Source organism: Colwellia echini, from assembly GCF_002843355.2.
Classification (GTDB): Bacteria; Pseudomonadota; Gammaproteobacteria; order Enterobacterales; family Alteromonadaceae; genus Colwellia; species Colwellia echini.
On the sequence record NZ_PJAI02000012.1, the window covers coordinates 1 to 12,339 of the forward strand.

Here is a 12,339-nt window from a genome sequence, read left to right on the forward strand (position 1 = left end):
CGAGTAGATAACTTAGTAAAACAAGCTCTTGATGATTCATTTTGCGTGAACCCCTCGGAACTGGAGCGCATTGTAGAGAGTTCTTAATAATGATCAAGCGTTATTTTCATTTTAATTGCTTTTATTGTTTGTTCGAACGTTTATCATACAATCCGTTGTATTATTGGGCTAGAGATCGAATATAAAGTATTGATCAAGCATGATCCTTTCTTTTTCCTATATTTTTTTGGTGATTTGTAGATTTGTTTTGAACTACGCTATAACGGCATATTTCTTGGTAATATTAAGTTCATAACTATCTATTTACTGTTTCAAAACAAAAAACCGACGCTAAGGTCGGTTTTATAGTATTAATTAAAGGATCAATAAATACTGAATGAGTAGAATTACACTCACTCTGTATCTAAAAAACGTTTTCACTTTTTTCTTGTTCACGTGCAATTGCGCGGTATGCAATATCCGTTCTGAATTCTACGCCTTTCCAACTAATTTGATGTAACAGTTCATAAGCTGCTTGTTGAGCTTCAGTTACTGTATTACCTAGTGCTGTAGCACATAATACACGACCGCCATTTGTTACCACTTCACCGGCTTCATTTAGTTTTGTGCCTGCATGGAAGGTTTTTGCCGATGGGTTATTGTTTGTATCTAAACCTGAGATCACATCACCTTTAGGATAATCTGCTGGATATGATTGTGCAGCAAGTACAACACCAACTGCAGCGCGTGAATCAAATTCAGCTGTTGCTTTGTCTAATTCACCACGAGTTGCAGCTAAGCAAAGCTCAACTAAGTCAGATTGTAAACGCATCATAATAGGTTGAGTTTCAGGATCACCAAAACGACAGTTGTACTCAATTACGTTTGGTGTGCCGTCTGTAGCGATCATTAAACCTGCATATAAGAAGCCACTGTATGGTGCGTCTTCATTAGCCATACCTTCAACCGTAGGCATAATGACTTCGGCCATAATGCGATCATGAATTTCAGGCGTAACAACAGGAGCCGGAGAATATGCGCCCATTCCACCGGTATTTGGACCTAAGTCACCGTTAAGTGCGCGTTTGTGATCTTGGCTAGTTGCCATTGGTAAAACATTTTTACCGTCTACCATTACGATGAAACTTGCTTCTTCACCTTCAAGGAATTCTTCAATAACTACACGATGCCCTGCATCGCCAAAAGCGTTACCAGCAAGCATGTCTTCAATTGCATCTTCAGCTTCTTTTAAAGTAAGCGCAACAATTACACCTTTACCTGCCGCTAAGCCATCGGCTTTAACAACAATTGGGGCGCCTTGAGCACGAACATAAGCAAGAGCTGGTTCAACTTCAGTGAAATTTTCGTAGCTGCCGCTAGGAATTTTATTGCGTGCTAAGAAATCTTTAGTAAATGATTTTGAACCTTCAAGTTGTGCTGCCTTGGCACTTGGTCCAAAAATAGCTAAACCTTCAGCTTGAAATGCATCAACAACACCATCTACTAAAGGTTGCTCTGGACCAACAATTGTCAAAGCAATATCATTACTTTGTGCAAAAGCAACTAACGCTGCATTATCGCTGGTATCAATAGCAACGTTTTCTAATTTATTTTCAATCGCTGTACCTGCATTGCCTGGCGCAACAAATACTTTAGTAACTTGGGCTGATTGTGCCGCTTTCCATGCTAAAGCATGTTCACGACCGCCGCCGCCTATAACTAAGATGTTCATATTTATTCCTATATATTACTTAACGTTAAACCTCTACTAGTAAGCGTTATATAGCTTACTTACCAGGTTTAACAAACTTTAATGTCATGCGATCGCTTTCGCCAATCGCTAAATATTTTTCTTTATCTTCATCACCTAAACGTAAAACAGGTGGTAATGTCCAAACACCTTTAGGGTATTGTGCTGTGTCTTTGGCATTTGCGTTAATTTCACTTGAGCCTGCAAATCTAAAACCAGCAGCTTTTGCTTGTTTAATGGTTTGTGTTTCTGAAACATAACCTTTGGCTTGTGCAGGATCGGCAACTTCAACTGGTAATCTATGTTCTACCACACCTAAAACACCACCTGGTTTAAGCGCGTTAAACGCATCTTTAAATACCTGCTCTACGCCAGCATCTTTCCAGTTATGTAAATTTCTAAAGGTTAGTACTAAATCAGCTGTGCCTTGTGGCGCTAATTCACTTTCTTGATTAGGGGTAAAGTTAGTTAAAACTACTTCACTAAAAACCACATCAGATGAAAGTTTTGCTTCTAATTTTTTACGAGAGTTACTGTAGTAATTATCTTCACCTGTATCAGGGTAATGAGCACCGTATAATTTACCTGTTCCTTTTAAAGCAGGAGCAAGAATTTCAGTGTACCATCCGCCGCCTGGGGTAATTTCTACCACTGTCATGGTAGGTAAAAAACCAAAAAAGGTTAGGGTTTCAACAGGGTGACGATATTGATCGCGCGCTTTATTTTCAGCTGAACGATGTTCGCTAGCAACAGCTTGTTTAAGTGTCATTGGTGCCATTTTTGTAGCTGGAACGGCGGACTCTTTTGCAATAGCAGATAAACTTAATGTACTACAACTTACCGTAACAGCAAGTGCAATTGCTTTAAGTGCGTTTGTTTTCATTGTCATAAGTCTTTTCCTTGTAAACCACGTGTATAACTTAACTAGGTTAAATAGATTGAATTTTTGATGCTCTGTTATACCAGATACAATACCAATAACACTAATTAATTGATAACTTTAAAATAGCCTTACAAATCAATAAAAATACTAGTGCTTTAAACAAACAAGCAGCGTTGATTTTATTTCCATGCTAACTTTCACTTATATGAATGTAAGAAGTAAATAAATCAACACTGCTTTATATTTTACGCTACGTAATATCAAATTAATGAAGTTCCTTTAAGCTGCTTTGTTCAATTTAAAGAAAAAAGCACGGAGCTGACGAATGTCAGTGAGTACTTTTGACGCCTAAATTGGACTTAGCAGCGACAAGGAGCATTATTAATGGCGGAAGTGACGCATACCGGTGAACACCATTGCTATGTTGTGTTCGTCAGCTGCCGCAATAACTTCGTCATCACGCATAGAACCGCCCGGCTGAATTACTGCATTAATACCTGCTTCAGCGGCTGCATCTAAACCATCACGGAACGGGAAGAATGCATCTGATGCCATAACTGAACCTTTAACTTCTAGGTTTTCGTCAGCAGCTTTGATGCCTGCAACTTTTGCTGAGTAAACACGGCTCATTTGACCTGCACCAACACCAATAGTTTCACTATTTTTAACATAAACAATTGCGTTAGATTTAACAAATTTTGCTACTTTCCAACAGAATTTTAAGTCGCGCATTTCATCTTCTGTAGGCTGACGTTTAGTCACTACTTTTAAGTCACTGTCTGCAACACGGCCTTGGTCACGATCTTGAACTAATAAACCACCGTTAACACGCTTAAAGTCTAAGCCTGTTGTTTGTGTATCCCAAGCGCCACATGCTAATAAACGCACGTTTGGTTTAGCAGCAACAACTTTAGCAGCTTCATCAGAAATGGTAGGAGCAATAATAACTTCAACAAATTGACGTGAAACAATTGCTTCAGCAGTATCAGCATCTAGTTCACGGTTAAACGCGATAATGCCACCAAAAGCTGATGTAGGATCAGTTTTATAAGCGCCTTCGTATGCTGCAAAAATGTTTTCGCCAATTGCAACACCACATGGATTTGCATGTTTAACAATAACACAAGCTGGCTCATCGAATTCTTTAACGCACTCAAGCGCTGCATCAGTATCAGCGATGTTGTTATAAGATAATGCTTTACCTTGTAACTGAGTAGCAGTAGAAACTGATGCTTCTTCTGGGTTTGCTTCTTTATAGAAAGCCGCTGCTTGATGAGAGTTTTCACCGTAACGTAAATCTTGAGTTTTGATAAACTGGCTGTTGAAAGTACGTGGGAATTTTACTTTATTATCTAAAGACGCTTCAGACTCAGAGTCGCCGTACGCAGGTAACATTTTACCAAAGTAGTTTGCAATCATACCGTCGTAGCTAGCAGTGTGCTCGTAAGCCGCAATAGCTAAATCAAAACGTGTTTTATAAGTTAATGAATCTTCGTTAGCATCCATTTCAGCTAACACACGATCATAATCGCTTGCGTTAACAACAATAGTTACGTCTTTATGGTTTTTTGCTGCTGCGCGAACCATAGTTGGGCCGCCGATATCGATATTTTCAATAGCATTTTCTAATGAACAGTTTTCATCGCTTACTGCATTAGCAAATGGATACAAATTAACAACAACCATATCAATCGGGCTAATGTTATTTTCAGCCATTACTGCTTCATCAGTACCACGACGCGCTAAAATTCCACCGTGAATTTTAGGATGTAATGTTTTAACACGACCATCCATAATTTCAGGGTGACCTGTGTAGTCAGATGCTTCAGTTACTTTGATGCCGTTTTCAGCAAGTAGTTTAGCAGTACCACCAGTAGATAAAATATCTACTCCTTTGTCGCTTAGTCGTTGAGCAAATTCAACGATACCGGTTTTATCTGAAACACTTAACAGTGCGCGTTTTATAGGACGTGGATCCATCAGTAAGTATACCTTTTTTGTTGTTATTGATTATCTTGTTGTTGCCTAGCCCAATTATTGCGTCAAAATGACTCTCAGACATTCGTCAGAGCCATTACTTTTCCTGATAATTAAACGTTAGAACTTTAAGATAAAAAATACATAAATAAGTTGATTAAACTAGAAAGAGAATAAAATGGTGTTAGTAACCACCCCTTTCAAAACACAAAAAGCACCCGAGGGTGCTTTCAAGAAAAATACGTGCTTAGTTCATGCCGTATTTTTTAAGTTTTTTACGTAACGTACCACGGTTAATACCTAGTAAGTTAGCTGCGCGAGTTTGATTACCGCGAGTGTACATCATTACTTCTTCTAACATTGGTGCTTCTATTTCACTTAAAACAAGGTCGTACATATCATCAACATCGTTGCCGTTTAGTTGTGATAAGTAGTTGCTAATTGCAATTTTAGCTTGGCTACGTAAAGGAGAAGTTTTAGTTTGTGTTTGAATATCGCCAGTGATAAACGGAGAAGATACATTTTGTTCGAACATATGATATAACTCTTTCTTTTGTTAATAAAAATAAAATGAAACACAATGAATTGGACTTATCTCTAAAAAGAGTTAGTCGCAAAATCATCAAAAAATTTGTCTAACGTCGCCAATTGTTCTTCTGGTGACGATAAGGCATTAAAAATCGCTCTAAACGCTTTGCCTTGATCATTATTAAACGCTTCGCTAAAACCTTCATAGGTTTCAACTAGGTTATGTACATACCAAGACACGTGTTTTCTAGCAATCATCACTCCTTTGAAATCGCCGTAAAACTGATGTAATTCCATAACGTGAGCCAATACTATTGAACGAACTTCGCTCAATGTTGGTGCTTGCATCTTGTTGCCCGTAGCCAAAAAATGATTAATTTCTCGGAAAATCCACGGACGACCTTGCGCGCCACGGCCAATCATTATGGCATCTGCACCCGTATAGCTTAAAACCTGCAGAGCTTTATCCGGTGATGTAATATCACCATTAGCCACTACAGGAATTGAAATAGCTGCTTTAATTGCTTTAATAGTGTCGTATTCCGCATTGCCTTTATAAAAGTCATTACGGGTACGGCCATGCACTGCGAGTGATGCTATACCATTATGTTCAGCAATTTTGGCTATTTCGATACCATTACGAGTATTTTCACACCATCCTGTGCGAATTTTTAGCGTGACCGGAATATTTACCGCGTTCACTACTGACTGAACAATACGCTCAACCAATTCTGGCTCTTGTAATAACGCAGAGCCTGCTAATTTTTTATTTACCTTTTTTGCTGGGCACCCCATATTGATATCAATAATTTGTGCGCCGTTATCAGCATTTACTTGAGCAGCAAACGCTAACTCATCAGGGCAGCTCCCTGCAATTTGTACACTGCGAATACCAGCTGCAGCGTCATGGATCATTCTTAATTTAGATTTTTCGGTATTCCATACTTTCGGATTTGACGAAACCATTTCGGAAACCGCTAAACCTGCACCGAGTTGACAACAAAGTTGCCTAAAGGGTTGGTCGGTAATTCCTGCCATTGGTGCAAGCATTACCTGCGAATTAAGTTGATACGTACCTATTTTCATACTGCTGTTTTTTTGAGCTACCTTTCAAAAGGGCGCTAAGTTTACGCGTTTTTTTTTCAATTTAAAAGCATATAATTTGAACAATTTTAAACTTTATTTGCTTTTTTGATATTGACTTTTATCAAACCTTTAAAGTGAGTGTAAATTGCACAATTAACTAACAAATTTGTTGACAAAGCTTTTAAAAAAGTAGAGGCCATTTCAAAGATAAATCCACCTAAACTCACGCTGAGCAATGGCTACAGTTATATAAAGAATAAAGCAATAACTAAATCAGTTGATTTGAAAAAAGCGTTATGAAAGTTTGAATAATTCCAATTAAAGTAATAAATCAATCATCTTCAAGGCTTAATAATGATTTAGCTTAAGATAATAAAAGCAGCAAAGTATACGTGGTGGTGGAAAGTAGAATAGATCCCCGAGAAGATATTTCGGGGATAACTGTTGACGAACATTGAGCACTGTTCGGATTTACTTTCAAACTAATAACGAGCTAAATTATAGCTTTAATCATTAATATGATGTTTTCTGTGGGCTAACTAATATGTCTACTTTCTTTGTCCGTTTAAGCGCACCCATTCTTCTTGTACACTTACCGGCTCCATATCACACCACTGACCATAAATTTCTTGTAGTACCTCTGCTTGCTCTTCTAATACGCCTGATAACGCTAAAAGACCTTTATCACCTACATATTCAATGATCACTGGTGCTAACTCACGTAGCGGCCCAGCTAAAATATTGGCAACTACTACGTCGGCTTTAAATTCTGGTTGGTCTTTTGGTAAAAACAGTTCAAGGCGATCGGCTACATTATTACGTTCAGCATTAGCAAGGCTAGCTTGTAATGCTTGTGGGTCAATATCAATGCCAATTACTTTCTTAGCGCCCAACTTAAGTGCCGCTAATGATAAAATACCTGAGCCACAACCAAAATCGACCACGGTTTTACCCGTTAAATTTAAACCGTCTAACCAGGTTAAGCATAATGCAGTAGTAGGATGTGTTCCTGTACCAAAAGCCAGACCAGGATCTAACATAACGTTAACCGCATCTGGCTCTGGCACATCGCACCAACTAGGACAAATCCATAAGCGTTCGCCAAATTTCATTGGGTGAAAGTTATCCATCCATTCACGTTCCCAGTCTTTATCTTCTAGTTGCTCTAACTTGTATTGCATTTGTTCTTTATCAGGATGAATACTTTTTAAGTAACTGATCACTTTATCCATGTCGTGACTTGCTTCAAACAAGCCCATTACCACAGTATTTGACCAATAAATGACTTCATCGCCCGGTAACGGTTCATAAATAGGTGTATCTTTTGCGTCAACAAAAGTAACCGCTTGTGAGCCACAAGCACTTAGCCAGTCACTATATTTTTCGGCATTATCTTCGTTAGCACTTAATCTAAGTTGTATCCAAGGCATCTGATCTTCTCTATTAATGATGTAGTTTAGTTTCTATTACTTATCGCTAGTTTATCATTCATTAAGCCCATGGGGAGAAAATAACTGCTTTGAGCTGCACTTTCGATAAAGTTTTTTAGCTATTGCTATGGTAATCTGAGCCTATAATTAAACATAGGCTCCAATCTATGTTCTCAACACTAGCAAATGAGCATATTTGATAATGAAGTATTTTCCCGTTTTTCTTGATGGCAGTAAGATAAATGCCATGGTTATTGGTGGTGGCGACGTTGCCGCACGTAAAATTGAATTATTATTGAAAAGCACAACGAATATTACAGTGATGGCGGCAACGGTTACCGACGGTGTTGAACGTTTAATCACTGAAAATAACTTAACGTGGTTAGCCCATAATTACCAAGCAGGTTTGTTAACTAACATTACCTTAGTTATAGCCGCAACAGACGATACTGTCGTTAACGAAGCGGTTTATCATGAAGCCGTACCACTAAATATTTTAGCGAATGTTGTTGATCAACCGACTCTTTGTACTTATATAACACCGGCAATTATTGACAGATCGCCAATGATTATTGCCCTTTCAAGCTCAGGCAGTGCGCCTATTTTAATTCGCATGTTACGCGAGCAAATAGAAAAGATTTTGCCGCAAGGTTATGGTCGTTTAGCCGATTTTTCTTTAAAATTTCGAGATCATGTTAAAGCGCGTATTAAGGGTATTCGTAATCGCCGTACTTTTTGGGAAACCATTTTACGTGGTTCAATTGGCCAAGCATTACTTGATGGTAAACAGCAAGAAGCAGAACAACAGCTAATAGCGAGTTTGAAAGAAGAAATAGCTCCACCACAGGGGGAGATTATTTTTATTCAAACACTTGATGGTAATCCTGATAACTTAACTTTAAGTGCTCACAGATCATTACAGTTTGCCGATGCTGTTTTTTATGACAATGATGTAAACATTGACTTAATAGAATATGTGCGTCGTGATGCTGAAAAATACCCGCAAAGTATTAGCTCAACCATTATGCTTAATTATCAACACGCGTTAGAGTTAGCGCAACAAGGGCAACAAGTAATTTACTTGCTTAACGGTAATGAAGAATTACCTAAAAACTCTGCTATTCTCGCCAGCGGTATAAATACTAAAATAATTACCAGTGGAAACTAGGCTTACGCCAATATTAAAACCTTATGTTACCAACTACTAAACCACGCTATTGGACAGATTTTATTAATGATGTTAGCCACTTAACATTACCCAATAAATTCACATATCCATTTTATTATCAGACACATCCTTTAGCAGTAATCGCCAGCGAAGAATTACAGCATAAGTTAGCCGTATTTCATCCTATTGATTCTTCTATTAGTAAGGCTAATAACACCAAACAACAAGGACGAATGTACGGCGTACTAATTGTTAAAAATATTGATGGCAAAGTAGGTTATTTATCGGCAATTTCTGGTAATGCCAATGAAGCGCCTGAACAACAAAACGATGAAGGTAAAGGCATTAATTTTGTTCCTACTATTTATCAAGCCTATAGTGTCAGTGAATATGAACAAACTATGCAAATTGACATTAATAGTATTAACAGCCAGATCACCCAGTTATCTACTGCACCTGAATTAACTCAGTTAACGCAATTATTAACCGAGGCAGAAAAAAACGCAGCGCAAGCAATAGAAAACTTGCAACAACAAATGCGTGAAAACAAAAAGGCGAGAAAAGAAAAACGTGCTTGGTTAGACTCCCAATTAAGTAATACCGACTTACCTGAAGACTCAGCTAAAGACATATCAAAAAATATATCAGAAGACACGTACAAAGATATTAGTATTAGCCTTTCTCGTGCCAGCGTTACCGATAAAAAAGAGCTACAAGCATTAAAATTACACCATCAAGAGTCAATTAGTTCAATTACAGCTAAGTTAACAGTATTTACCAATGAAATAGCGTTTTTAAAAAAACGTAGAAAGCAGCTTTCGGTCAAGTTACAAAAGCACTTTTTCAAGCAATATAAAATGCTCAATATTAAAGGTGAAAGTAAAGACTTAACCGAGTTGTTCGCTGAAACCATTGTGAAAAAACCACCTGCTGGCTCTGGTGATTGTGCTGCCCCCAAATTATTACAATATGCATTTGAGCAAAACCTAACACCAATTTGTATGGCGGAATTTTGGTGGGGCGCACAGCCTAAGTCTGAAATACGAAAACATCAACACTTCTACCCTGCTTGTCAAAGTAAGTGCTTACCTATTTTAACGCACATGCTAAAAGGCATGGCGGTGGACGAAAATCCGTTATTAGTTAACCCCGCAGAAAACATTGCGTTAGAAATAGTATTTCAAGACGATGATATCGTGGTGGTTAACAAGCCCTCAGGTTTGTTGTCTGTTCCGGGCAAGTCGATTAAAGACTCGGTTTATACCCGTATTCAAGCGAAATTCCCTAACGCAACAGGAGGTTTAATTGTTCACAGGTTAGACATGGCAACTTCTGGTTTATTAATACTTGCCTTAAATGAACGCGCCCATAAAAACTTACAGCAACAATTTATTAATAAAGAAGTGAGCAAGCGTTATGTTGCCACTATTGGTGGATCGTTAGCACAAAAGTCTGGCAATATATCTTTACCATTACGCGTAGATTTAGATGACAGACCGAAACAAGTGGTTTGTTACGAACATGGTAAGCGTGCCGAAACCCATTGGGAAGTTATTGAACCGATTCAAGAAAAAGCTCAAGGAACCGTTAACACCAATTCAACTAAGTTATTTTTATATCCTATTACCGGTAGAACCCATCAACTACGGATGCATTGCGCGCATCCTGATGGTCTGAATTCCCCTATTGTTGGTGATACTTTATATGGCACGCCAGCTGATAGGCTGCATTTACATGCACAGCGGTTGAGCTTTACTCATCCTATTACAAAAGAGAAGCTGACTTTTGAAGTAGATGAAGGGTTTTAGTCTGCGAATAAATACCGAAAGCTCACCATAATTTTTTGCCATCATCCATGATGGCAAAAGCTGAATATGACTTATACATATATTATTTGTGTGGCTAATATCAACTAATAAGCGCCAGCAGCATAAGTTAATTCATAACTGTGGCTGTATATTTCTAGAATATTTCCAAACGGGTCTTCCATGTAGATCATACGATAAGGTTTTTCACCTGGGTAGTAATAGCGAGGTTCTGCCATACGTTTTTTGCCGCCAGCTGCAACTATTTTTTCAACCAACTCTTCTAAATTTGGATCTTGTACACAAAAATGGAACACGCCTGTTTTCCAGTATTCAAAATTATCTTCTGGGTTTTGTTGGTTAGCAAATTCGAAAATCTCAACACCAATTCTGTCACCGGTAGACATGTGGGCGATTTTAAACTTGCCCCAGTTAGCACCAAATACATCGGTACACATTTCACCAATGGCGGTGTTGTCTTCAACAATAATGGTTGGCTTCATAATTTCGTACCAACCTAATACTTCAGTATAAAACTTTAATGCCGCGTCTACATCTGGTACTGAAATACCAATGTGTGAAAATGCTCTTGGGTATGCTTTGCTCATAATTTTTCTCCTTTAAAAGTATGAGTGAAGTTTACGCCGCCACTTTAATTACGTACAATTATTATAAATCATAATAATAAGTACATTTTGTAATGATAAACCTTGTTTGGTTAAAAACCTTCTGCTCCCTTGTTGATACTAATCACTTTACTAAAACTGCTGATAAGTTATTTATGACACAATCAGGTGTTAGTCAGCACATAAAAAAATTAGAACAGTCTCTAGATACACAGTTGTTGGTACGTACGGGTAAATCTTTTTCATTAACCGATGCGGGATTAAAGCTTTATCAGCAAGGACAAAATTTACTTAAAACAACTGAAGAAATTACAACATCAATTAAACAAGATGATCCGTTAATAGGTACAGTGAAAATAATAACGCCTGGTAGTGTTGGTTTAAAACTCTATCCGCAATTATTAAACGAGCAACAGCGCCATCCTACTTTAATTATTGATTACCGTTTTGCACCTAACTCAAGCATAGAGCAAGACCTAATTGAGAGAAAAGTCGATATAGGACTACTAACCCAGCAAACACAAAGCGCTAGTTTATTGAGTACGCCAATAGCAGTAGAGCCACTTGTACTTGTTACTTCACATACAGTTGAAGCGGTTGATTGGCAATCGTTAACAATGCTTGGCTTTATTGGACACCCTGATGGCGAGTATCAATCACAACAACTATTAAGTAAAAATTACCCGCAGTTTGCACATATCAGTCAATTTAAACGGTCTGGGTTTTCGAATCAAATCAGCTTGATTCTTGAGCCGGTTAGCCGAGGATTAGGTTTTACGGTATTGCCTTTACATGCTGTTAATGCTTTTCAAAATCAAGCAGCGATTAAAATTCATCAATTAAAAAATACGGTAAATGAAACCTTATATCTTTGCCAAAATAGCCTGACATTTGAAAGTAATCGCACAAAATATATAAAATCAATTATCGTTAACTCAATTGGCTAGGTACGTATAGTTAATTGTAATACTGTTAATATATGATCTACGTTATTTTTATCTCATATATCGCCGCACCAATAAGTGGCAATTATTTACTGATTTTGCTTGCTCTAAATTGCTAACCTCAATTAATTAAGACAATATAAGACAAGTTAACTCGGCATAT

General features: G+C 37.8%; 10 protein-coding genes. 3 read left to right on the plus strand and 7 right to left on the minus strand.

What is annotated here, in order from left to right; all coding sequences use genetic code 11:
- Nucleotides 1–403: 403 nt before the first annotated feature.
- From purD to prmA, 6 genes are all read right to left on the minus strand, one after another.
- A complete protein-coding gene (gene purD, locus CWS31_RS11165; RefSeq protein ID WP_101345686.1) occupies nt 404–1,711 on the minus strand; it encodes a phosphoribosylamine--glycine ligase in 1,308 nt (435 codons plus the stop codon).
- Between the two features lie 55 nt (nt 1,712–1,766).
- Nucleotides 1,767–2,618 carry a class I SAM-dependent methyltransferase gene (locus CWS31_RS11170; RefSeq protein ID WP_425457527.1) on the minus strand — a complete coding sequence of 284 codons (852 nt, stop codon included), beginning with the start codon at nt 2,616–2,618 and terminating at the stop codon, nt 1,767–1,769.
- A 375-nt stretch (nt 2,619–2,993) separates the two neighbouring features.
- Complete coding sequence (purH, locus tag CWS31_RS11175) at nt 2,994–4,595, minus strand: bifunctional phosphoribosylaminoimidazolecarboxamide formyltransferase/IMP cyclohydrolase (protein WP_101345685.1); 1,602 nt, start codon at nt 4,593–4,595, stop codon at nt 2,994–2,996.
- A gap of 241 nt (nt 4,596–4,836) precedes the next feature.
- On the minus strand, nt 4,837–5,124 hold the full coding sequence (fis, locus tag CWS31_RS11180) for a DNA-binding transcriptional regulator Fis (RefSeq protein ID WP_011041412.1): 288 nt from the start codon (nt 5,122–5,124) through the stop codon (nt 4,837–4,839).
- A gap of 62 nt (nt 5,125–5,186) precedes the next feature.
- Nucleotides 5,187–6,203, minus strand: coding sequence for a tRNA dihydrouridine synthase DusB (gene dusB / locus CWS31_RS11185; RefSeq protein WP_101345684.1), 1,017 nt, complete (start codon nt 6,201–6,203; stop codon nt 5,187–5,189).
- A 548-nt stretch (nt 6,204–6,751) separates the two neighbouring features.
- Nucleotides 6,752–7,633, minus strand: a complete 882-nt coding sequence (gene prmA, locus CWS31_RS11190; RefSeq protein ID WP_101345683.1) for a 50S ribosomal protein L11 methyltransferase — start codon at nt 7,631–7,633, stop codon at nt 6,752–6,754.
- 202 nt (nt 7,634–7,835) lie between these two features.
- On the opposite strand from prmA, the gene CWS31_RS11195 reads away from it, so the two are divergent.
- Together CWS31_RS11195 and CWS31_RS11200 are read left to right on the plus strand one after the other, a co-directional pair.
- Nucleotides 7,836–8,801: an NAD(P)-dependent oxidoreductase gene (locus CWS31_RS11195; RefSeq protein WP_101345682.1), complete on the plus strand. Its 966-nt coding sequence runs from the start codon at nt 7,836–7,838 to the stop codon at nt 8,799–8,801.
- A 23-nt stretch (nt 8,802–8,824) separates the two neighbouring features.
- Nucleotides 8,825–10,609: an RluA family pseudouridine synthase gene (locus tag CWS31_RS11200; RefSeq protein WP_101345681.1), complete on the plus strand. Its 1,785-nt coding sequence runs from the start codon at nt 8,825–8,827 to the stop codon at nt 10,607–10,609.
- A 104-nt stretch (nt 10,610–10,713) separates the two neighbouring features.
- Here the strand turns inward: CWS31_RS11200 and CWS31_RS11205 are convergent, their stop codons facing one another.
- Nucleotides 10,714–11,214 carry a lactoylglutathione lyase family protein gene (locus CWS31_RS11205; protein WP_101345680.1) on the minus strand — a complete coding sequence of 167 codons (501 nt, stop codon included), beginning with the start codon at nt 11,212–11,214 and terminating at the stop codon, nt 10,714–10,716.
- A gap of 92 nt (nt 11,215–11,306) precedes the next feature.
- Between CWS31_RS11205 and CWS31_RS11210 the strand changes: the two genes are divergently transcribed.
- On the plus strand, nt 11,307–12,179 hold the full coding sequence (locus tag CWS31_RS11210) for a LysR family transcriptional regulator (protein WP_101345679.1): 873 nt from the start codon (nt 11,307–11,309) through the stop codon (nt 12,177–12,179).
- Nucleotides 12,180–12,339: the final 160 nt, after the last annotated feature.

What these genes read in the sequence shown, in the direction of transcription:
- purD (WP_101345686.1), bottom strand. Translation starts at nt 1,711, where the DNA reads ATGAACATCTTAGTTATAGGCGGCGGCGGTCGTGAACATGCTTTAGCA.
- CWS31_RS11170 (WP_425457527.1), bottom strand. Translation starts at nt 2,618, where the DNA reads ATGACAATGAAAACAAACGCACTTAAAGCAATTGCACTTGCTGTTACG.
- fis (WP_011041412.1), bottom strand. Translation starts at nt 5,124, where the DNA reads ATGTTCGAACAAAATGTATCTTCTCCGTTTATCACTGGCGATATTCAA.
- dusB (WP_101345684.1), bottom strand. Translation starts at nt 6,203, where the DNA reads ATGAAAATAGGTACGTATCAACTTAATTCGCAGGTAATGCTTGCACCA.
- prmA (WP_101345683.1), bottom strand. Translation starts at nt 7,633, where the DNA reads ATGCCTTGGATACAACTTAGATTAAGTGCTAACGAAGATAATGCCGAA.
- CWS31_RS11195 (WP_101345682.1), top strand. Translation starts at nt 7,836, where the DNA reads ATGAAGTATTTTCCCGTTTTTCTTGATGGCAGTAAGATAAATGCCATG.
- CWS31_RS11200 (WP_101345681.1), top strand. Translation starts at nt 8,825, where the DNA reads ATGTTACCAACTACTAAACCACGCTATTGGACAGATTTTATTAATGAT.
- CWS31_RS11205 (WP_101345680.1), bottom strand. Translation starts at nt 11,214, where the DNA reads ATGAGCAAAGCATACCCAAGAGCATTTTCACACATTGGTATTTCAGTA.
- CWS31_RS11210 (WP_101345679.1), top strand. Translation starts at nt 11,307, where the DNA reads ATGATAAACCTTGTTTGGTTAAAAACCTTCTGCTCCCTTGTTGATACT.